The organism is Priestia endophytica DSM 13796, assembly GCF_900115845.1.
Classification (GTDB): Bacteria; Bacillota; Bacilli; order Bacillales; family Bacillaceae_H; genus Bacillus_I; species Bacillus_I endophytica.
On sequence record NZ_FOXX01000001.1, the window covers coordinates 393,862 to 415,261 of the forward strand.

A 21,400-nucleotide genomic window follows, 5' to 3' on the forward strand; every position below is an offset into this window, starting at 1 on the left:
TTTCATATTCTAAAATAAAAAGGGAGTTACTTCGAAAAGTAACTCCCCCTCTTTTATAAAACTTTTTCTAAAAATTCCTGCGCTCTTTCTGTTTTTGGTGCTGTGAAAAATGCTTCAGGTTCTCCTTCTTCAACAAGAAGACCGTTATCTAAAAAGAAAACTCTGTCAGCTACTTCACGAGCAAAACCCATTTCATGTGTAACAATAGCCATCGTCATGCCTGTTTGGGCAAGAGATTTCATAACTTCGAGCACCTCTTTTACCATCTCAGGATCAAGAGCTGATGTTGGTTCATCAAAAAGAATGGCCTCAGGCTCCATTGCAAGCGCTCTTGCAATCGCAACACGCTGTTTTTGTCCTCCTGAAAGTCTGTTTGGATAAGCGTCTGCTTTATTTGCCAAACCTACTTTTTCAAGAAGTTCTTTTCCTAACTTGATTGCCTCTTCTTTTCCAACACCTTTAACATTAATAGGTGCATACGTTACATTCTCTAACACTGTTTTGTGTGGAAAAAGATGAAAATGCTGAAATACCATGCCGATATTTTGACGAATTTTCATCGCATTTTTCTCCGTTATCTGTTCCCCGTTAATTTCCACAAGCCCATCAGAGGGTTTTTCAAGTAAGTTAAGGCAGCGAAGGAACGTTGATTTTCCTGAACCAGAAGGTCCGATGATTGCCAAAACTTCCCCTTTTTTAATTTCTGTTGTAATTCCTTTTAATACATGTGTTTTACCGAACGATTTGTGTAAATTTTCAACCTTAATCACTTTTCTTCAGTCTCCCCTCGAGCTTTCTTCCGAGAAGCGTTAAAATCATAACCATTACATAGTAGATAAGACCAGCTACTAGAAGCGGCTCTAAGTAAGAGTACAAATCTCCTCCAACGATATACGCTCTACGCATAACATCTGTAACACCAATTACTGTTACAATTGCTGATTCTTTTGTTAATGAAATAAATTCGTTCATGAGCGCTGGTAAAATGTTTTTCAGTGCCTGTGGCAAAATAATGTGTCTTAATGTTTTTTGAGGCGGTACTCCTAAAGCCATTGCGGCTTCTGTTTGACCTTTGTCAACCGCTTGGATGCCTGCACGGATAATTTCTGAAATATAGGCAGCAGAGTTTAGAGCAAAAGCGGCCACCGCTGCTGGGTATGCTTCAATTTTGATTCCTGTTAATTCAGGAAGACCTGTATAAATAATAATGAGCTGTAATACAAGTGGCGTTCCTCGAAAAACAGATGTATAAATATTTGCAAGCCAAGCAAGAACTTTAAATCTACTAATCTTACATAATGCTAGGATAATTCCAAATACAAAGCCGATTAAAGCGGCTAAAACAACAATCTGTAGCGTAACCTGTATCCCTTGTAAAATGTAAGAGATGGAAGGTCCGAGCTGTTGGAAATCCAGATTCATTGTATCCCTTCCCCTCTACTCTTTTCTTCGTCTTTCATTAGTTGTTGAACCATTTTTGAATTAGTTTATCAACTTCACCGTTCTCTTGTTTTTCTTTTAGAACGCGGTTAAATTCTTTTGTTAATTCACTGTCTTTCGGGAAAGCCATTGCCATTCCTGCATCGTCTCCGCCTTCCATCACAGTACCGTTTAATTCTTTATCTTTTTCTAAATATCCTTTTGCAACATTATCTTCAATAATAGCTGCGTCAAAACGTCCCGCTTTCATTTCTGATACAAGCTGTGGAATACGATCGCGTGATTCAATTGTTAGATTAACGCTTTTCTTCGCTTCTTTTGCTGCATCTTCTTGAATAGAAGAAGTTTGAACTCCAACTGTTTTTCCTTTTAAATCTTCAATTGATTTAATGTTTTTATCTGTTGTTACAATCATGTTTTTGTTTGTGTAATAGATGTCTGAAAAATCAACGTTCTTTTTACGCTTTTCCGTTGGTGTCATACCTGATAATACAAAATCAACTTGATCTGATTTTAATGCTGTAATAAGTCCGTTAAATTCCATATCTTTTACTTCTACTTTATATCCAAGCTCTTTTGCTACCATTTTAGCAAGATCAATGTCAAAACCGACAACTTCTTCACTTTTACCTGTATCTACATATTCAAACGGAGGGTAGTCTGCCGACGTTCCCATAACTAATACTTTTTTATCTTCGCTATTTTCTTTGCTCCCGCAAGCTGAAAGAAGGCCAACGATTAATACGAATACAAATAATAAAGACCATTTCTTCATCACGATAAATCCCCCTAAAATATAAATAATTAATCATATGATTTGATAACTTTTATTATTCTACTATATATTTTGTATTATAACGGAACTTTATAATTATGCAATATATTTTTTAAATATAGATTTGTTTTTTCATAGATTCACTTATATAACAACCACTCAACACCCTTCCACATTAGATATTTAAAGAGCACACTTATAAAAATAGTAATTTTATGCAAAAAAAGAAGAACGATAATCATCGTTCTTCTACAAAACTATTTATACTTCCTCACAGTGTTTTTCAAATGCTTCTTGTAGCTTCATCACAACTTGCATTGGTTCATGACCTTCGATTTCGTGTCTTTCAACCATTGAAACAAGTTTTCCATCTTTTAAAAGTGCAAATGATGGGGATGATGGCGGATAGTCTGTAAAATACTCACGAGCGCGTGCTGTTGCTTCCTTATCTTGACCAGCAAACACCGTAACAAGACGCGTTGGACGTTTGTCATAGTGAACAGAGTGAGCTGCTGCTGGACGAGCAATGCCTCCTGCACACCCACAAACAGAGTTTACAAGAACAAGAGTTGTTCCTGATTGAGCAAATGTATCTTCAACGTCTTCTGGCGTTGTAAGCTCAGTATATCCTGCGGCTACTGCCTCTTGACGTGCTTGTCTTACAACGTCATTCATAAATAAATTGAAATTTAAATCCATTGTGCGCTGTTCCTCCTTATTGACCGTTATCCTCTAATGCTTCAAACAAGTCTTTTCTCTTTATCTTAGCAACTTTTATAAAAGAACACAATGAGAATGGATTAGTCACAGCGTTCATTTTTCACGGTACTTTTTTCATAAAGGTGAATAAGCTCATATGCTCCCTCTAATGCGGTTAAGCTTCCATGCTCTGTTCTTTTTTTAATATCATAAAAATATTTTCTCACTTCTTCATTTTCATAAAAAGAATGCCATAAATATTCTCTCACAAGATTTTCTAACCAAGCATTTGACTGCTTCATTCTTCTTTCATAAAAAAGGTTTCTTTCTTTCATGTATGTTTTGAACTCACAAATGATATCCCATATTTCTTCTATTCCTTCATTATCTAGTGAAGAGCATGAAACAGCTTTAGGCTCCCATCCATCTTGATTGCTATGCAATAAATGAAGAGAGAGCTCATACTCTTTTCGAGTGAGAAGGGCTTTTTGTTTATTATTCCCATCCGCTTTATGAACACATAGAAGATCTGCAAGCTCTAAAATTCCTCGTTTCATTTGTTGAAGCTCGTCTCCTCCTCCTGTTAAAACAAGCAGAATAAAAAAATCAACAAGCTCTCGAACCTCTGTCTCGCCTTGCCCAACTCCTACTGTTTCAACAAAAATAACGTCATATCCTGCTGCTTCACATAAAAGGATGCTTTCTCTCGTTTTATAGTGAACGCCACCAAGCTTTCCACCAGATGGAGACGGTCTGATAAACGCTCTCTTGTTTCTTGCTAATTCGCTCATTCTTGTTTTATCTCCTAAAATGCTTCCTCCTGAAACAGTGCTGCTCGGGTCAACTGCCAATACAGCAACATGATACCCATTGTTACAAAGATATGTTCCAAGCGTTTCAATAAACGTACTTTTTCCTGCGCCAGGAACGCCGCTTACCCCAATTCTAATCGAGTTTCCAGAAAGGTGGTGAAGAGCTTTTAAAATAGCTTCAGCCTTTTTTCTATGTTTTGCTGCATTACTTTCTATAAGCGTAATGGTTTGAGCTAAGAGAGCGCGATCACCATTTTTAATTCCTTCTATATATTCACTAACCGTTTTCTTGCTCACCTACTCTCCCTCAATTCTTTTTATAATCTCTTTTAATACATTCTCAGCAGCTTCTGGAATAACGGTTCCAGGGCCAAAAATAGCAGCTGCTCCTTCTTTATATAAAAAAGGATAATCTTCTTTTGGAATCACTCCACCTACAATAACAACAATATCTTCCCGTCCTTGTGCTTTTAACTCTCTCATTAATTTAGGAAGCAATGTTGTATGTCCTGCTGCAAGCGAGCTCATTCCTATAACATGAACGTCATTTTCAATTGCTTGACAAGCTGTCTCTTCAGGTGTTTGAAAAAGAGGACCAATGTCAACATCAAATCCTAAATCTGCAAAAGCACTGCCAATTACTTTTGCTCCTCTATCATGTCCGTCTTGCCCCATTTTCGCGATTAAAATGCGTGGTCTTCTCCCTTCTTCTTCATAAAATAGAGAAGTTTGTTTACGAACATTTGCAATCTTCTCTTTCTCTGAAAATGAGTGGCTATAAACACCGCTGACTGATTTTGTTACAGCTTGAAAACGTCCACTCGTTTTTTCAATAGCGTACGAAATTTCACCGAGCGTTGCTCGAGCTCTAGCAGCCTCAACAGCAAGATCTAGTAAATTTCCCATTCCTGTTTCAGCTGCATTTGTTAAAAGAGAGAGCGTTTCGTTTACCCTTTCTTCATTCCGTTCTCTTTTTAATGTTTGTAGCCTAGCCATCTGCTTTTCTCTTACTTTCGTGTTGTCAATTTTTAAAATCTCAAGCGGATCTTCGTTTTCATTTTTATATTTATTAACACCGACAATCACTTCTTCACCTGAATCAATTTGGGCTTGACGTCTTGCAGCTCCTTCTTCAATTTTCAGCTTAGGCCATCCTGCTTCAATAGCTTTTAACATTCCACCAAGTTCATTCATTTCTTTTATATGCTCTCTCGCCCTCATAATAAGCTCATTTGTTAATTTTTCAACATAGTAAGAACCTCCCCATGGATCAATCACATTTGTGATTCCTGTCTCTTCTCGGAGATAAAGCTGAGTTGCTCGAGCAATCTCGGCTGAAAAATCAGTTGGAAGCGCAATTGCTTCATCAAGTGCATTTGTGTGAAGAGATTGTGTGCCACCCAAAACCGCAGAAAGAGCTTCAAGACACGTTCTTGCTACATTGTTAAACGGATCTTGTGCTGTTAAACTCCATCCTGATGTTTGTGAATGTGTGCGCAGCATAAGTGATTTTGGATTTTTCGGTGAAAACGGCCCAATCAGCTCCGCCCATAGAAAACGCGCGGCTCTCATCTTAGCTATCTCCATAAAATAATTCATGCCAATCCCCCAAAAAAAAGACAGTCTTGGAGCAAAAGAGTCAATATCAATACCAGCTTCTATTCCTGTTTTAACGTATTCTAAACCATTTGCTAGCGTGTAAGCGAGCTCAACGTCTGCTGGTGCTCCTGCTTCTTGCATATGATATCCTGAAATGCTAATGCTATTAAACTTCGGCATATGTTTAGATGTGTAGGAGAAAATATCCGCAATAATTTTCATTGACATCGTTGGAGGGTAAATGTAAGTATTGCGAACCATATACTCTTTTAAAATATCGTTTTGAATGGTACCAGAAAGCTTTGCACGCTCAACTCCTGCTTCCTCAGCAGCTACAATATAAAAAGCCATAACAGGAAGCACCGCACCGTTCATTGTCATCGAAACAGACATCTTATCAAGAGGAATGCCCTCAAATAAGATTTTCATATCTAAAATGGAATCAACTGCAACCCCTGCTTTGCCAACATCGCTTTCAACACGAGGATGATCAGAATCATATCCTCTATGTGTTGCAAGATCAAAAGCAATGCTAAGCCCCTTTTGTCCCCCTGCAAGGTTTCGCTTATAGAAGGCATTGCTTTCCTCAGCTGTGGAATAACCTGCATACTGTCTTATTGTCCAAGGCTTTGTTGTATACATTGTAGGATATGGACCTCTCACATATGGAGAAACTCCTGGCGCTGTATGAAGATGTTCAAAGTTCTCTTCCATATACATGTTGTATATATCAATGTTTTCTACTGTTTTTCTTGTTTTAAGAGATGTGGATAAAATCTTCTCTTCATGTATTAAGAACGGTTTTTGGAAGGAAGGTCTTTTGTACATGCTTCGTCTCCTTTCAACGTTTCTATAAACAAAGCAACCTTTGATAAAATATCCTCTTCTTTACATAGAAAGATGCTTGATTTTCGAGGTGCTTCATCCACCGCAAAAACAATTCGTTTATCAAACTGAAAAAGAGAAGGAAGATCAAACTGTTTATACAGTTCATTCTTGCCGCATAAAATATAGAAAGATGAAAAATCTTCTTTTAAAAAGCTTTTTAGATCTTCTACGGTCGATAACACTGTACTTTCCTGCACCGTAAATCCAACAGATGTAAATATTCTAGAAAAAAATCCAATTTCTTCCTGTTCTTTATGAAGGAGTAATAATGTAATGTTTCGTTTAGAAGATGGTAAAGTAGCTAATATTCTGCTTCTTAGTTTTTCATAAGGAAATGCTCTTCTGTTTTCGTTTGAAATAAAGAGAGGTGGATTTTCCGTTTCACTTATATACTCTGTTGTCCCCACAATCGCAATATTTCCCTTTTGAATTTCCCTTTGTTCTTTTTCATGTATAATAGCTATTTTTCGCTGCCATGTTCCTTTTTCTAACGTATTAGCCATTCCTCCATCTTTTTCGATAGCTTGAAAATGAATCCAAGCTTTTTCGGCAAACTCTGTTGTTAAATTTTCAAGATAATAAGACCCCCCACCTCCGTCTAATACGTAGGAAATTCCTGTTTCATAATAAATAATGTGATGAAGGTTAAGAGCCATCCGAACTCCAAGAGGTGAATTTCGCTCATAAGGCTCAATATATAAACTATCAACTCCTCCTAATAGAGCTGAAAGAGATTCTGTTGTTGTACGAAGTAAGTTTGTATAAGTCATGTAGGCTGTTTTATTACGAGAAGATGTTTTAGCATGAATATGTGGAAGGATAGAAGTTGGATTAGGAATGTGAAAACATTCTAGAAGATGAATCCAAAGCGCTCGAAACGCCCTGATTTTTGCTATTTCTTGAAAAAATTCGTTACTTATAGAAAAAGTGAACGCTATTTTTTTTGCGGTTTGTTCAGGCGATATTCCGCGTTTTGCAAAAGCATCTATATAATCACATGCAACAGCAATAGCACTTGCAAGCTGCTGAGTAGCGGTTGCTCCATCATTTTCGTATGTAGAAGCGTCTACAATAAGCAGTTTCCTACTTTCTTCTTTATCAATATAAAAAAGAGGCAATAGCTCGTCATAAGCTTTCTCTAATGAAAAAGAAGCTGAAGCATAATATTCACCAAGCGGGTCGCTTCCAATGATGCCTTTCATTTGTAAGGAAGCGTATTTTTGAAGAAAAGAAGCTAAATTTAAAGAAGATTGCTTAATAAAAAAATAGGAATCTTTTTTTATTATATTTTCTAGATATGGTGATGCTTTAATGTTTTCATGTAAGTAAAGAAAACGAGCTTCCTCTCCGTCACGTTGATAAGATGAAAAGTCTTCTGGTATGAGTGCAATCCTCCATGGCTGTTCACTATACGGACTAGAACGATGCGTTCTTGTAAAAAGGGATGGATCCACTCCCTTCCAGTAAAGAGGTTCAATTTTGATTGAATCAAGGGTCTGTGAACAAATGGACTCCCATTCCCTATCTTTCAATGTTTTTTTAGCTAGTGAAAGCCAAGCACTCTCTAAAACGCTTTCATTTTGCTTCATCACATTTTCCTCCTTCTTTATTCTCTATGATAAAGAAAGATAGCTTATATAAGCTATCTTTCTTGTCTTGAGAACTTTTAGTAAAGAGCTGTCTCGGATGAAATGTTTTCAATAATTTCTTTAACTCGCGCTAGAAATCTTCCGCAAACAAGACCGTCTAAGACGCGATGATCTAACGATAAGCAAATATTTACCATATCACGAATTGCAATCATATTATCGATTACAACAGGACGTTTAACAATTGTTTCAACTTGCAAAATAGCTGCTTGCGGGTAATTAATAATTCCCATAGACTGAACAGAACCAAATGAACCTGTATTGTTCACTGTAAATGTCCCACCTGTCATATCATCTGAAGTGAGCTTTCCGTTACGCGTCTTAGCTGCTAGCTCACTAATTTCCCGTGCAATGCCTTTAAGTGTTTTTTCATCAGCATGTTTAATGACTGGAACATATAAGGCATCATCTGTTGCTACAGCAATCGAAATGTTAACATCTCTTTTTTGGACAATCTTATCTCCTGCCCACATTGAATTCACTTCTGGGAATTCTTTAAGAGCTTGCGCAACAGCTTTTACGAAGAAAGCAAAGAACGTTAAGTTGATGCCTTCTTTTTCACGGAAGGAAGCTTTTACGCTCTCACGATAATTGACAAGGTTTGTTGCATCAACTTCAACCATTGTCCAAGCATGAGGTGCTTCATGTTTGCTGCGAACCATATTAGAAGCAATAGCTTTACGAACAGGAGTAAGCGGAATTTCCTTGTCTCCATTGCTAACAGAAACAGGTGTGCTTTCTGTCATTTTAGGTGGTTCAGGTGGTTTCTCGACTTTTGATTCTTGTTTTGGCTTTGTATCAAGTGCGGAAGTCTCAGCTTTGATACCGCCGCTATTAATGATTTTTGTTATATCTTTACGTGTAATACGACCACCAGCACCTGTCCCTACAACCTTTGTTAAATCAATATTATGTTCTTGTGAAAGGCGCAGAACTGCTGGTGAGTAACGCGTTTTCGCACTCTCGTCTTTTGGTTTTTCGCTTTCTTTTTTGCTTGGTTTCTCAGCTGTCTCTTCTTTATTCTCAGCTGAAGATCCTTCTACTTCGATATAACAAATAGTTTCGCCAACAGGAATTGTTTCCCCTTCTTTTGCAACAATTTCTGTAATTTTCCCTTCAAAACTTGAGGGAACTTCTGCTGTTACTTTATCTGTTGTTACTTCTGCAATAGGATCGTATTTTTGAACTGTGTCACCGGCAGAAATAAGCCACGATGAAATGGTTCCTTCTGTGACGCTTTCACCGAGCTGTGGCATCGTCATTTTTTCGATTGCCATTCTTTTCCCTCCTTTTAAAACTCTGCAAGCTCACGCATTGCTTTTTCAATTTTATCTGGATTCATCATAAAGAATTTTTCCATTGGTGGAGCATACGGCATTGCGGGAACATCTGGTCCTGCTAAACGTTTAATTGGTGCATCAAGATCAAACAAACAATTTTCTGCAATGATAGCCGATACTTCTCCAATAATGCTTCCTTCTAGATTATCCTCTGTTACAAGCAGCACTTTCCCTGTTTTAGAAGCTGCTTCAATAATTGCTTCTTTATCTAATGGATAAACTGTTCTTAAATCCAAAACATGAACAGAAATACCGTCTGCTGCAAGCTTTTCTGCTGCTTGAAGTGCAAAATGAACGCAAAGGCCATATGTAATGACCGTAATATCTTCTCCTTCACGCTTAACGTCTGCTTTATCAAGTGGCACAACGTACTCTTCTTCTGGTACTTCTCCTTTAATTAAGCGATACGCACGCTTATGCTCTAAAAACAGAACAGGATCATCGTCCCTAATAGCAGCTTTTAGCATCCCTTTCACATCATACGGTGTTGAAGGCATGACAATCTTAAGACCAGGCTGATTAGCGAAAACGGCTTCAACAGATTGTGAGTGGTAAAGGGCACCGTGAACACCGCCCCCATAAGGAGCACGAATTGTAATCGGACAATTCCAATCATTGTTGGAGCGATAGCGAATTTTCGCTGCTTCTGAGATAATTTGGTTTACAGCAGGCATAATAAAATCTGCAAACTGCATTTCAGCAATTGGACGCATTCCATACATTGCAGCCCCTATTCCGACCCCTGCAATAGCAGATTCAGCAAGTGGCGTATCTAGTACGCGAGCTTCTCCAAATTTTTCGTAAAGACCTTGTGAAGCTTTAAATACGCCTCCTTTTACACCTACATCTTCTCCTAATAAAAATACTTTTTCATCTCTTTCCATCTCTTCTCTCATTGCGGCTGTAATAGCTTCAATATAAGAAATTACCGGCATTTTTCTTCCTCCTCTACTCACCGTATACGTATTTCAAAGCATTCTCTCCGTCAGCATATGCTGCTTTTTCAGCATAGTCTGTTGCATCATTTATAATATCCATGATTTCTTTTAGCAGCTCTTCTTCTTTTTCGTCTGTTAGCAATCCTTCTTCGCGTAAATATGCTGCGAATTTAACAACTGGGTCATCTTGTTTTGCTGCTTCAAGCTCTTCTTTTGCGCGATAGCTTTTATCATCATCATCACTTGAGTGAGCTGTTAGACGATGTGAAACAGCTTCAATTAGTGTTGGCCCTTCCCCACTTCGTGCCCGATCGGCCGCTCTTTTCGTTGCTTCATAAACATCAAAAACATCTGTCCCGTCTACTGTATAACCTGGCATTCCGTACCCAGCTGCACGATCAGATACTTTCTCACATCCTAATTGCTTATGTGTTGGAACAGAAATCGCGTATTTATTATTTTCGCACATTAAAATAACAGGTAACTTATGAACGCCTGCAAAGTTCGCTCCTTCATGAAAATCTCCTTGATTTGAAGATCCTTCTCCAAATGTTACAAACGATACGAAGTTTTTCCCCTGCATCTTCGCCCCAAGCGCAATTCCTACTGCATGCGGAACCTGAGTTGTTACAGGAGAAGAACCTGTAACAATACGGTGCTTTTTACTGCCAAAGTGACCAGGCATCTGGCGTCCCCCTGAGTTTGGATCTTCACCTTTTGCAAAACTTGCAAGCATTAAATCACGAGTTGTCATTCCAAATGCAAGCACAACACCTAAATCACGATAATACGGCAAGATGTAATCTTCTTCCCGATTGAGCGCATACGCCGCTCCGATTTGCGTTGCTTCCTGTCCTTGACATGAAATAACAAACGGAATTTTCCCCGCTCTATTTAATAGCCACATGCGCTCATCAATCTTTCTTGATAAGAGCATTGTTCTGTACATTTCTAAAACATTTTCATCTGTTAAGCCAAGTGATTTATGGCGATTCTCTGCCATATAACCGCCTCCTTTAAATTAAAAGTGTATTGCTTTGCCATCAACGCTAAGCGCTGCTTCACCAAGTACTTCTGATAAACTTGGATGCGGGTGCACCGCATGAGCCATTTCCCATGGTGTTGCATCAAGAACTTTAGCTAAACCTGCTTCTGAAATAAGCTCTGTTACATTTGGACCAATAAGATGAACACCTAATAAGTCATCTGTTTCCTTGTCAGCAATGATCTTTGCAAACCCTGATTCTTCCCCTGAGATCAGCGCTTTACCGACTGCTTGAAATGGAAACTTTCCAACTTTAACATGAAATCCATTTTTAATGGCTTCTTCTTCTGTTAAGCCAACGCTTGCAGCCTGTGGTGAACTGTATACACATCTCGGGATATCTGTCGAACGCATGGGGATAGGCGTTCGTCCAGCAATATGCTCAACTGCTTTTATTCCTTCATGTGATGCAACATGTGCAAGCTGAAGACCACCGATAACATCACCAATTGCGTAAATATGTGATTCTTTCGTTTGATAGTATTCATTTGTCATAATAAAACCGCGATCAAGCTCGATGCTTGTATTTTCGATCCCGATTCCTTCTGTATTTGCTTTTCTTCCAACAGATAAAAGAAGTCTTTCACCTTTAAACGTTTGCTTCCCATTACTTGTTTGAGCTTCAATTACAACTTCAGCTTCTTTTTGAAGCGTTTCTGGCAGCACTTGTGCTCCTGTTACAATTTCAACCCCTCTGCTTACTAAAGCACGGTGCATCTCTTTTGATACATCCTCATCTTCTGTTGGGAGAATACGTTCGCTATATTCTACAATTGTGACCGAAACTCCGAAGTCACATAACATTGAGGCCCATTCGACTCCAATTACGCCTCCTCCAACAATAATGATGGATGTTGGCAGTTTCTCCATTTTCAGTGCCTCATCTGATGTGATCACTGTTTCTCCGTCCACCTCAAGGTTTGGTAATGTATTAGGTCTTGAACCTGTTGCTAAGATCACGTTTTTAGGAATGAGTACTTCGTTTTCATCACCGTTTGTAAATTCTACTGAAATAGAACCTGCCATTGGCGAGAAAATGGACGGCCCAAGCATGCGACCTGTTCCTTCATACACGTCGATTTTTCCTTTTTTCATCAAATATTGAACACCGCTATAAAGCTTTTCTACAATTTGTTCTTTTCGCTGTTGAACTTTTGAAAAGTCAAGCTCCACTTGTGATGAAAGGATTCCATAATCTTCGCTATGTTTAGCTGTTTGAAAGACTTCCGCACTTTTTAAAAGTGCTTTGCTTGGAATACATCCTGCATGAAGGCATGTTCCTCCAAGTTTATTTTTTTCTACAATTGCCGTTGAGAAGCCAAGCTGTGACGCGCGAATGGCTGCTACATACCCACCGGTTCCGCCTCCGATAATGACCACATCGTACTCTTTTGACAACGTAGTTCACCTTCTTTTTGAAAAATTTGTATTCACTTCGATTTCTTTTGGATATTTCTTTGCCCGTTCTTCTCCTCGAAGCACCCGAAGCGCTCCTTCTGTTAAGGCTTGAAGTTCGTTTTCACCAGGATAAACACTAACGTCTGCTATCCAGCTTATTCGTTCTGTAATATCAGCTACAAGCTCTTTTCCATATGCGAGTCCGCCTGTTAATAAAATGGCATCCACTTTTCCTTTAAGTACAGTGCTTGCAGATCCAATTTCTTTTGCAACTCCATAGCTCATAGCTTCAAAAATTAAGCGAGCTTTTTCATTTCCCTGTCGAATCATCTCTGTCACTTTTACTGCATCATTTGTTCCAAGATGGCCATAAAGTCCACCTTGACCAATAAGCATTTTCATCACTTCTTCACGGTAATACTCTCCTGAAAAACAAATGCGAACTAAATCTCCAGCAGGAACCGTTCCTGCGCGCTCTGGACTAAATGGACCATCTCCGTGAAGACCATTATTTACGTCAACTACTTTTCCGTGATTATGTGCTCCAACGGTAATTCCTCCACCCATATGAGCGATGATTAAGTTAAGATCTTCATACTTTTTATGAACCGTTTTGGCATACCTTCTTGCTACTGCTTTTTGGTTCAAAGCATGAAAAATACTCGTTCGTTCAATGCCAGGAAGTCCTGAAACACGTGCTAGATCACTTAGTTCATCAACAACAACAGGATCTACAATATAAGCCTTAATATTTAGTGACTGAGCAATGTGGTGAGCAATAATGCCTCCTAAGTTCGAAGCATGCTGTCCTGCATATCCTACTTTCAAATCTTCTAGCATTGCGTCATTAACGGTATACGTCCCCCCTTCAATAGGACGAAGTAAGCCACCACGTGCACAAACGGCATCAATTTTTGATAAGTTAATTCCTTCTCTATGAAGAAGCTCAACAATCTTTTGCTTTCTGAAATCATACTGATCATTGATTGTCTCAAAAGGAGCCAATTCTTCTTGATTATGTCGGATCGTTTCTTCAAAAAGCGGTACTTCATTATGAAACACCCCGATTTTCGTTGATGTTGAACCAGGGTTGATAACGAGTATACGATACATAGATTGTGACAAAGCAGATCCCCCTTATTGTAAAGTGACGCTCAAATAAGCTATGTAATATTCTCCTCTCCCAATGAGAAAGAGGGGATAAGACCGTCACCATCTCCCCCCTAATTTTCTACATTCTGGAGCGACGCGTTAATATATGATGTTCATTTTGTAGAAATTGGCTTCGTGAATTTCTCATTCGAGCAATTCGCTCCTCTGCTAAGCGATCTGCTGCTTTGTATGAAGGGATGCCATCTCGCTCTGAGATCGATAATACTCTTTCAATGTTGTCGTAGACACCTTCTACTTTTTTTAAAGCACGCTCTCTGTTATAGCCTTCTAGTTCATCTGCAACATTGATAACTCCTCCTGCATTAATAACATAGTCAGGAGCGTAAATGATTCCCATTGCATGAAGAACATCTCCGTGTCGAGACTCTTTGAGCTGATTGTTAGCAGCACCTGCAATAACTTTTGCTTTTAGTTTTGGAATTGTTTGGTCATTAAGCGTTGCACCTAACGCACAAGGAGCATAAATATCACATTCTACGCTATAAATGTCGTCTATTTCAACAGCTTTTGCCTGGAACTCTTCCACAACACGTTTTACAGCCTCTTTATTTAAATCTGTTACGATAAGCTTCGCACCCTCATGATGAAGATGTTTGCAAAGGTGATAAGCTACATTTCCAACACCTTGAACAGCAACGGTTTTTCCTGCCAAACTATCGCTTCCAAATGCTGCTTTCACCGCTGCTTTCATTCCTTTATAAACTCCATATGCCGTAACGGGAGAAGGATTACCAGAGGAGCCGAACGCAGGAGAAATGCCTGTAACATAGTTTGTTTCTTGATAGATAATATCCATATCTTCCACTGTTGTGCCAACATCTTCTGCTGTAATATAGCGACCATTAAGGCCTTGAATGTAGCGGCCAAATGCTCGAAACATTTCCTCGTTTTTATCCTTTTTTGGATCCCCAATAATAACAGTCTTGCCTCCACCTAGATTCAAGCCTGCTGCTGCATTTTTATATGTCATTCCTCTCGCTAATCGGAGCGCATCTTCTATCGCATCTTCTTCAGAAGCGTACGTCCACATTCTTGTTCCACCTAATGCTGGACCAAGTGTTGTATCGTGAATTGCAATAACAGCTTTTAAGCCAGACTGCTTATCTTGACAGATAACAAGCTGTTCATAATCATACTTCTCCATATAGCTGAAGATTCCCATCATGTTTCCTCCCTGCTTTCATGTTGTGAAATACAAATGGCTAAGGCTAGGGAATGAAGTTTGCTCTCGGCTGAATCTGCTCTAGATGTTAAAACAATAGGAGCTTTTGCTCCAGCGATAATCGCGCCAACTCTTGCTTTAGCAAAATAGATAAGCGATTTGTATAAAATATTCCCTGACTCAATGTTTGGAGCCAGTAAAATATCGGCACGACCGGCCACCTTTCCACCAATTCCTTTATGTTCTGCAGCATAAGGAGAAATGGCATTGTCAAGTGCAAAGGGACCTTCAACAAAACAATTTGTTTCCTGTTGAAATATTTCTATAAGCTCTTTTGCGTGAAGGGTTGCGGGCATGTTTTCGTTCACAACTTCAACACTTGCTAAAACAGCTACCTTTGGATAATCCAAACCGATCGCATGAGCTACAGAAACTGCATTTTTAATGATTTGACTTTTTTCCGAAACAGTTGGAGCAATATTCATTGCCGCATCTGTAATAATGATTGGTCGTTCATATATCGGCACTTCAAACAAAGCAACATGAGACAATACTCGACTTGTTCGCAAGCCAAACTGTTTATCTAAAGCTGCTTTCAAAATGGTTTTAGTAGGGATATTTCCCTTCATCAAAACGTCTGCTGTCTTATTGTGAACAGCTTTAACAGCTTTATAAGCTGCTTCTTCAGGAGAGGGTGCTGAAATAATATTAATCGCTTTGTTATTCAAAAGATTAGAATCTACACGCTCTATCAAAGAAAGAAGTTTTTTTTCATCTCCATAGAGTTGAAAATGAGCTACTTCATTCTTGTTTGCTTCACGTACAGCTTTGATAACTTCCATATCTTCCGCAGCAGCTACTGCTACTGTTACTCTATTTTCTTTTGCTTGGGCAATCAGCCTTGTGAGAGTACTCATAAAATAACCTTTACCTTTCGTTTAAAGTTTTAACAAAGTGAAGATTTCTCAACCAGAAAGTTGCAAACTTACTTTGTTTTTTACGAGATACGAGAAAATTTGCTCTACTCCCTATACTTATGCAAAAAACGTGCCAGCTCTATATGTATGAAATATCACTCGTTGAAAAAGAAAAAACATGCAACAAATTGCAGGTTGAGCAATTTACTGCATGCAAATTATAACACGAATTTTATTTTTGTGTAGAATTTAGAGCTGATATTTTTCTAGTTTATAGTAAAAAGAGCGAATGGAGATGCCAAGTTGCTTCGCTGTTTTCGTTCTGCTTCCTTTGTTTTCTGCTAAGGCTTGGGCTAAAATTTTCTTTTCATGTTCTTCTAAAAGAACGGCTAATGACTTATCTGTTGCTACTTTCTTTTCATCGTTTGGAGCTACCTTTTTCTTTCTTTCAAGAGTCGGAATATGTTCAACATCTATCAATTGTTCATTCATTTCCATGTAAATAATTGCCCTTCCTAACACATTTTCAAGCTCACGAACATTACCTGGCCAATCATACGATTGCAAATAAGCTAGCGTTCTACCTGTAATTCCTTCTACATTGCGTCCGTAATCAGCATTAATTTTTCGAATTAAGTGATCACAAAGTTCTTTAATATCTTTTTTGCGATCGCGTAAAGGAGGAATTTGAATCGGAATTTGGCTTAAACGATAATATAAATCTTCTCGTATTTTACCTTCTGTAATACCTCGTTCAAGATTGACATTTGTTGCTGCAATAACGCGCACATCAATTGGTTTTGGTACCGTACTGCCGACACGGATAATTTCACTATCTTGCAGAACACGTAAAAGCTTTGCTTGCGTATTTGCTGAAAGTTCCCCAATTTCGTCTAGAAAGATACTTCCATTATGCGCTTCTTCAAAAAGCCCTCTCTTTCCCCCTCTCTTTGCTCCTGAAAACGCTCCTTCTTCATAACCAAAAAGTTCACTTTCAAGTAAAGATTCGGGGATAGCCGCACAGTTCACTCTAACAAATTTGTTATATTTTCGGTCGCTTTCATTATGAATAGCATGCGCAAAAAGTTCTTTTCCCGTTCCAGATTCTCCTCTTAATAGCACTGTAGCAGGTGTCTTTGCCGCTAACTTTGCCTGCTGAATGGAGAGCATGAATGCTTCTGATGAACCAATGATATCTTCAAATGCATACTTCGCTTCAAGCGTACGAATGATTTGGCGCGCTCTTTTCAAAGCATTTGTTAACTCTGTAATTTCAGATACATCATGGATAACGCCAACGCTTCCTTTTAAAATTCCGTCTACAATAATTGGTGCCACGTTCACGAAAACATCACGCTTATGTGGGCCAACTTTCATGCGAACGCGACGGACAGGACGACGTGTTTTAAGTACTTTCATATGCATGCTTTCGCCTTCTGAAATATCTGCCGTTGCAGGAAGACCGATTACATCTTCTTCTTTGAGCCCTGTCATCTTTGTATATGCTTTATTAATCAAAATACCGTGTCCTTTTTCATCCACAACAGAGATTGCTTCTTCAGAAGATTGGATAATTGCTTGAAGCATTGTTTGAAGCTCTTTTACATTTGTAAGCTCTTCTGCTAAATGGGCAACATCTGTCACATCTTTAAAAATTGAAAAAGCTCCGTAAAGATGTCCTTTTTCATCAACAAGAGGAACGCGTGATGTGATGATATTCCTCCCGTTATCAAGAGTGAATTTCTGATCTTTATCAACTCGTCTTGTATGAAGAGTTTCGATAAGCTCACTTGATGGCATTGTTTCATGAATGTGTTTACCAACAACGTCTTTTGCTTTTAAATTGGTCATATGCTCTGCGCTTTCATTTAGAAGAGTTACAATCCCTTTTTCATCAATCGCAATCATTCCGTCATGTGTTGCATTAAAAATAAGCTCTTGTTTATATGATTCTTGCTGCAGAGTATCAATAAGTTCTTCCTTATCCTCAAGAAGAGAAGCAATAATGAAAGCAACTGTACCTGGAATCAGAACGGTATGGTTGTGTTTTTTTGCTCGTATTTTTTGAAATACGCTCTCATCTCCTGTTGTATCAATGACAATATCAACAACCTCTGTTAAAAAAGAACTCCATTCTCTTCCTGTGGGGATTCGTTCCTTTTGTGCGAGTAACACCCCCTCTGCCCATTCGTTATAGTCAATCATTCCGATTACTTTAAATGAATCGGACTGGAGAAGCAGTTTAAGAAGAGAAGTCCCTCCTTTTCCACCTCCAACAATTAATACATTTTGCATTAACATCACCTTATCGTTTATAAAAGTCGTTTTACTTCTTTCTAAAAAAGGATAAGCAAATCAAAAACTCGAATATATTTATATCGACGCCTTTAAGGAAAGGAGCATACTTTATATGATTCGTATTATTGCTTTGCTTGTTATGGTTATCCCAGGGGTTATTGCTGCATTTGGGATTAAATTGATGCGAGATATGCTTTTTGGTCAAACTGTCGAACCTTTTACTTCCCTTCCACTGCAATTTTTCATAGGCTTTATTCTATTTGCAAGCGGCCTAAGCTTTGTAGCAGGGTTTGTTCTTTATCGCGATCGGAAACGAAAAAAAGTTCAGCGGCGCTTCCAACGGCCTTGGAAGTAGATGAACAAAAAAGGCGGGGAAACAGCCGCCTTTTAGTCGTTATTTCAATAACTCAATAGCCCTTTTAGGATAATCTGTCACAATTGCATCACATCCAGCTTTTTTCATTTCTAGCATTTCCTCTTTTTTATTCACTGTGTAAGGCCGGACTTTAAGACCTTCTTTATGAGCTGCTTTAACAACAACTTCTGTAACGTTCCTACTATTTGGATGAAGACCATCACTTCCTAGATGTTTTGCATAGTGCCAGGGTTCAAAAAGTTTATGTGAATACAAAACAGCTGTTTCAAAACGAGAGTCATAGCTAAGTACGCGTGCCAAACTATTATGATTAAAAGAAGAAAAAACAATTCGATCTTTCAATCCATATTGATGAACTAAATCAATCACTTTCCACTCTAAAAGCGGATATTCAATGACATTATTTTTTAATTCAATATTTATAAAAAACGTTTCTTCCTTTGCCCATTCAAATACTTCAGGCAGTGATGGAACCATACATTTATTATGCTCTTTAAACTTATATTTTGCATTTAACTTGCGAATATCTTTGTAAGTGAGTTCCCCTATGTATCCTTTGCCATCTGTTGTTCTGTCTACTGTTTCATCATGAATAACAATAATTTCCCCGTCTTTTGAAAGATGAACATCAAGTTCAATTCCACTTGCACCTTCTTCAATTGCTCGTTGAAATGAAACCATTGTATTCTCAGGACATGTTCCTGCTGCACCACGGTGGCCGATAATTTCCATACTTCTCACTCCCTTAAGTTTTTGCATATTCTGTACGCTTTTACTTTACATGATTTTCAGTAAATGTTCTACTGCTAGAAGCATTCCTTTCCCGCTTACACAAAAAAGCTAACCACAAGTAAGTGGTTAGCTTTTTTCATTAGTTATAGAAAGAAACTCGTTCTGCTAATGGTTTGAACGTTTTCTCACCTGGTGCGCTAGTTGGCTTCCCAAACGGCATTTGTGCAATTAATTTACAATTTCCTTGTACATTCCATTCATTCTTCACTTCTTCATCAATCAATGGATTGTAGTGTTGAAGAGATGCGCCGTATCCTTCTACTTCCAGTGCTGTCCAAATGACGTGTTGCAACATCCCACTTGATTGTAAAGACCAGAGCGGGAAGTTTTCTGCATATGATGGGAACTGTTCCTGAAGTGATTGGACAACATCCATGTTTTCAAAAAACAGCACAGTCCCATAGCCGCTTTTAAATGCATTCATTTTATTTTCTGTTTCGCTAAAAGCATCTTCTGGCACAATTTTACGAAGCGTTTCTTTCGTAATGTGCCAAAGTTTTTTATGGCTTTCCCCTGTTAATACGACAACAGATGCACTTTGTGAATTAAAAGAAGATGGTGTATGTTTTACAGCATGTTCAATAACTTCTTTTAACCTTTCATCTGAGATAACTTTCTCATTGCTAATTCCGTAGATTGAACGTCGACTTTCTACCGCCTCATAAAAGTTAGTTCCTTTTGTTTCTTCTTGCTCACTTCCGAACACTTTTTGTAAAAATCCCATTGTTTCTCCTCCTTATATCAGAAAACTAATTTCATTTTATTTCCACTCTCGTCTTCGGCTGTAAATACATCATCTTGTTCTTTTACATGGAACCCAAGAGAAATTAATCTTTCAATCGCTTTGTCTCTTTGCTCTTTCGTATCGTAAAAAAGAGCGAATGATTTTAAACCTACATGTTCAGGTTTTGGATTCTTAGCATCCTTACCTGCCCAAATGTTAACTCCAATATGATGATGATAGCGATGAAAAGAAAGAAAAAGCGCATGCCCTCCGTAATTCGTTACAATATCAAGACCTAAACCTTCTTTATAAAACTTCTCTGCTTCTTCAAGATTACGAACATGAAGGTGGATATGTCCAATAAGAGTTTTATGCGGGAGACCTTTCCACTCTTCATCCTTTGGAAGCTCATTTAAAAGATTTTGTCCATCAAGTGGTTTTGTATCCATTACAACTTCATTATTTTGCCACTTCCATGTTGATGAATCACGATCAGCATATACTTCAATTCCGTTTCCATCTGGATCTGATAAATAAAGTGCTTCACTTACAAGGTGGTCAGATGCGCCAAGCTCAATGCCTTGTTTCAAAAAGTGCTTCAGAATTGAAGCTAAGTACACGCGTTCTGGTAATAAAATAGCAAAGTGATAAAGCCCTGTTGTTTTTCCTTGCTTTGGACTATAGTGTTCAAGCTCTTTTAAAGAAAGCAAACTTGTTTCACCATCTGCTGTAAGAAAAACTTCTTTCTCTGTTTTTTCCAATACAGAAAAGCCAATCACTTTTTTATAGAAAGAAATGGATCGTTCTAAATTTTCAACTTTAAGTTCCACATGTTGAATTGGATAGCTTTGAAATTTCATTTTTATTTTTCCTTCTTTGCCCACAAATTTTCAAGTGAGAATGCTGTATTTTTAACAATTGCTAGATGAACGGCTATAACAAGTAATGCTAGGTCAACTTCATATCCACCAACAAAGCCTGCTGATAGTTTAACTTTTAGAATAGCTCCTGCTAAAACGAAAAAGAATAAAGCTGCAATAATACGGGTTCCAACACCTAGAACCATAAGTATCCCACCAACTAATTCAATTGTTGCTACAACGTAAGCAGAGAATCCTGGAAAACCGACACTTTCAAAGAAAGCAACCGTATTTTCAATTCCTCCCTGAAATTTTTGAAGCCCATGAATAAAAAATGTAATTCCTAAAAACACACGTAAAAGTGCTGAACCTACTCTATATCCTGTCATTATACTTTCTCCTTTTCTCTGTTTGTTAGTAACTTACTTTATGTAAGTTATTATATTTTTGTTATTAATTAATGTCAAGTAACTTTTTGAGTCAAAATCATTTAATTATTCATTTTAATGATTATA

Annotated in this window: 20 protein-coding genes; 1 reads left to right on the plus strand and 19 read right to left on the minus strand. The window is 38.1% G+C overall.

Annotation, left to right across the window (positions count from 1 at the left end; translation table 11 throughout):
* Positions 1-53: 53 nt before the first annotated feature.
* From BM012_RS02015 to BM012_RS02085, 15 genes are all read right to left on the minus strand, one after another.
* Positions 54-770: an amino acid ABC transporter ATP-binding protein gene (locus BM012_RS02015; protein WP_061801916.1), complete on the minus strand. Its 717-nt coding sequence runs from the start codon at positions 768-770 to the stop codon at positions 54-56.
* Positions 763-1,422: an amino acid ABC transporter permease gene (locus BM012_RS02020; protein WP_061801917.1), complete on the minus strand. Its 660-nt coding sequence runs from the start codon at positions 1,420-1,422 to the stop codon at positions 763-765. The genes BM012_RS02015 and BM012_RS02020 overlap by 8 nt, the downstream gene beginning before the upstream one ends.
* Positions 1,423-1,459: 37 nt before the next feature.
* The gene (locus BM012_RS02025) at positions 1,460-2,215 is read right to left on the minus strand and encodes a transporter substrate-binding domain-containing protein (RefSeq protein WP_061802321.1); all 756 of its coding nucleotides are present in this window, start codon (positions 2,213-2,215) and stop codon (positions 1,460-1,462) included.
* Between the two features lie 261 nt (positions 2,216-2,476).
* A complete protein-coding gene (locus BM012_RS02030; RefSeq protein ID WP_061801918.1) occupies positions 2,477-2,914 on the minus strand; it encodes a BrxA/BrxB family bacilliredoxin in 438 nt (145 codons plus the stop codon).
* A gap of 101 nt (positions 2,915-3,015) precedes the next feature.
* The gene (gene meaB, locus BM012_RS02035) at positions 3,016-4,023 is read right to left on the minus strand and encodes a methylmalonyl Co-A mutase-associated GTPase MeaB (protein ID WP_061801919.1); all 1,008 of its coding nucleotides are present in this window, start codon (positions 4,021-4,023) and stop codon (positions 3,016-3,018) included.
* Positions 4,024-6,153, minus strand: a complete 2,130-nt coding sequence (gene scpA / locus BM012_RS02040; protein ID WP_061801920.1) for a methylmalonyl-CoA mutase — start codon at positions 6,151-6,153, stop codon at positions 4,024-4,026.
* On the minus strand, positions 6,117-7,802 hold the full coding sequence (locus BM012_RS02045; RefSeq protein ID WP_061801921.1) for a methylmalonyl-CoA mutase family protein: 1,686 nt from the start codon (positions 7,800-7,802) through the stop codon (positions 6,117-6,119). Before BM012_RS02045 ends, scpA begins: the two co-directional genes overlap by 37 nt.
* Before the next feature lie 77 nt (positions 7,803-7,879).
* Positions 7,880-9,139, minus strand: a complete 1,260-nt coding sequence (locus tag BM012_RS02050; protein WP_061801922.1) for a dihydrolipoamide acetyltransferase family protein — start codon at positions 9,137-9,139, stop codon at positions 7,880-7,882.
* 14 nt (positions 9,140-9,153) lie between these two features.
* Positions 9,154-10,137 (minus strand): alpha-ketoacid dehydrogenase subunit beta, encoded by a 984-nt coding sequence (locus BM012_RS02055; RefSeq protein ID WP_061801923.1) that lies wholly within the window; start codon positions 10,135-10,137, stop codon positions 9,154-9,156.
* Positions 10,138-10,150: 13 nt separating this feature from the next.
* On the minus strand, positions 10,151-11,143 hold the full coding sequence (locus tag BM012_RS02060; RefSeq protein WP_061801924.1) for a thiamine pyrophosphate-dependent dehydrogenase E1 component subunit alpha: 993 nt from the start codon (positions 11,141-11,143) through the stop codon (positions 10,151-10,153).
* 18 nt (positions 11,144-11,161) lie between these two features.
* Positions 11,162-12,583, minus strand: coding sequence for a dihydrolipoyl dehydrogenase (gene lpdA / locus BM012_RS02065; protein WP_061801925.1), 1,422 nt, complete (start codon positions 12,581-12,583; stop codon positions 11,162-11,164).
* A 6-nt stretch (positions 12,584-12,589) separates the two neighbouring features.
* Positions 12,590-13,696: a butyrate kinase gene (buk, locus tag BM012_RS02070; RefSeq protein WP_372440004.1), complete on the minus strand. Its 1,107-nt coding sequence runs from the start codon at positions 13,694-13,696 to the stop codon at positions 12,590-12,592.
* Between the two features lie 118 nt (positions 13,697-13,814).
* Entirely contained in the window at positions 13,815-14,918 is a 1,104-nt protein-coding gene (gene bcd, locus BM012_RS02075) for a branched-chain amino acid dehydrogenase (RefSeq protein ID WP_061801927.1), read from the minus strand.
* A complete protein-coding gene (gene yqiS, locus BM012_RS02080; protein ID WP_061801928.1) occupies positions 14,918-15,835 on the minus strand; it encodes a phosphate butyryltransferase in 918 nt (305 codons plus the stop codon). The genes bcd and yqiS overlap by 1 nt, the downstream gene beginning before the upstream one ends.
* A 249-nt stretch (positions 15,836-16,084) precedes the next feature.
* Entirely contained in the window at positions 16,085-18,130 is a 2,046-nt protein-coding gene (locus BM012_RS02085) for a sigma-54 interaction domain-containing protein (RefSeq protein ID WP_061801929.1), read from the minus strand.
* Positions 18,131-18,245: 115 nt separating this feature from the next.
* On the opposite strand from BM012_RS02085, the gene BM012_RS02090 reads away from it, so the two are divergent.
* Positions 18,246-18,488: a DUF2627 domain-containing protein gene (locus BM012_RS02090; protein ID WP_019391557.1), complete on the plus strand. Its 243-nt coding sequence runs from the start codon at positions 18,246-18,248 to the stop codon at positions 18,486-18,488.
* A gap of 39 nt (positions 18,489-18,527) precedes the next feature.
* Here BM012_RS02090 and BM012_RS02095 read toward each other — a convergent pair whose 3' ends face one another.
* The 4 genes from BM012_RS02095 to BM012_RS02110 all read right to left on the minus strand — a co-directional run bounded on the left by BM012_RS02095 (position 18,528) and on the right by BM012_RS02110 (position 21,274).
* Positions 18,528-19,241 carry a glycerophosphodiester phosphodiesterase gene (locus tag BM012_RS02095; protein ID WP_061801930.1) on the minus strand — a complete coding sequence of 238 codons (714 nt, stop codon included), beginning with the start codon at positions 19,239-19,241 and terminating at the stop codon, positions 18,528-18,530.
* A 139-nt stretch (positions 19,242-19,380) separates the two neighbouring features.
* A complete protein-coding gene (locus tag BM012_RS02100) occupies positions 19,381-20,025 on the minus strand; it encodes a nitroreductase family protein (protein ID WP_061801931.1) in 645 nt (214 codons plus the stop codon).
* 17 nt (positions 20,026-20,042) lie between these two features.
* Entirely contained in the window at positions 20,043-20,885 is an 843-nt protein-coding gene (locus BM012_RS02105; RefSeq protein ID WP_061801932.1) for a VOC family protein, read from the minus strand.
* Between the two features lie 2 nt (positions 20,886-20,887).
* A complete protein-coding gene (locus BM012_RS02110; RefSeq protein ID WP_061801933.1) occupies positions 20,888-21,274 on the minus strand; it encodes a DoxX family protein in 387 nt (128 codons plus the stop codon).
* Positions 21,275-21,400 lie beyond the last annotated feature (126 nt).

Bases quoted from the DNA above. Each gene is read 5' to 3' on its own strand.
- BM012_RS02020 (WP_061801917.1), bottom strand. From the start codon at position 1,422: ATGAATCTGGATTTCCAACAGCTCGGACCTTCCATCTCTTACATTTTA.
- BM012_RS02025 (WP_061802321.1), bottom strand. From the start codon at position 2,215: ATGAAGAAATGGTCTTTATTATTTGTATTCGTATTAATCGTTGGCCTT.
- BM012_RS02030 (WP_061801918.1), bottom strand. From the start codon at position 2,914: ATGGATTTAAATTTCAATTTATTTATGAATGACGTTGTAAGACAAGCA.
- scpA (WP_061801920.1), bottom strand. From the start codon at position 6,153: ATGTACAAAAGACCTTCCTTCCAAAAACCGTTCTTAATACATGAAGAG.
- BM012_RS02045 (WP_061801921.1), bottom strand. From the start codon at position 7,802: ATGAAGCAAAATGAAAGCGTTTTAGAGAGTGCTTGGCTTTCACTAGCT.
- BM012_RS02050 (WP_061801922.1), bottom strand. From the start codon at position 9,139: ATGGCAATCGAAAAAATGACGATGCCACAGCTCGGTGAAAGCGTCACA.
- BM012_RS02055 (WP_061801923.1), bottom strand. From the start codon at position 10,137: ATGCCGGTAATTTCTTATATTGAAGCTATTACAGCCGCAATGAGAGAA.
- BM012_RS02060 (WP_061801924.1), bottom strand. From the start codon at position 11,143: ATGGCAGAGAATCGCCATAAATCACTTGGCTTAACAGATGAAAATGTT.
- buk (WP_372440004.1), bottom strand. From the start codon at position 13,696: ATGTATCGTATACTCGTTATCAACCCTGGTTCAACATCAACGAAAATC.
- bcd (WP_061801927.1), bottom strand. From the start codon at position 14,918: ATGGGAATCTTCAGCTATATGGAGAAGTATGATTATGAACAGCTTGTT.
- yqiS (WP_061801928.1), bottom strand. From the start codon at position 15,835: ATGAGTACTCTCACAAGGCTGATTGCCCAAGCAAAAGAAAATAGAGTA.
- BM012_RS02085 (WP_061801929.1), bottom strand. From the start codon at position 18,130: ATGCAAAATGTATTAATTGTTGGAGGTGGAAAAGGAGGGACTTCTCTT.
- BM012_RS02090 (WP_019391557.1), top strand. From the start codon at position 18,246: ATGATTCGTATTATTGCTTTGCTTGTTATGGTTATCCCAGGGGTTATT.
- BM012_RS02095 (WP_061801930.1), bottom strand. From the start codon at position 19,241: ATGGAAATTATCGGCCACCGTGGTGCAGCAGGAACATGTCCTGAGAAT.
- BM012_RS02100 (WP_061801931.1), bottom strand. From the start codon at position 20,025: ATGGGATTTTTACAAAAAGTGTTCGGAAGTGAGCAAGAAGAAACAAAA.
- BM012_RS02105 (WP_061801932.1), bottom strand. From the start codon at position 20,885: ATGAAATTTCAAAGCTATCCAATTCAACATGTGGAACTTAAAGTTGAA.
- BM012_RS02110 (WP_061801933.1), bottom strand. From the start codon at position 21,274: ATGACAGGATATAGAGTAGGTTCAGCACTTTTACGTGTGTTTTTAGGA.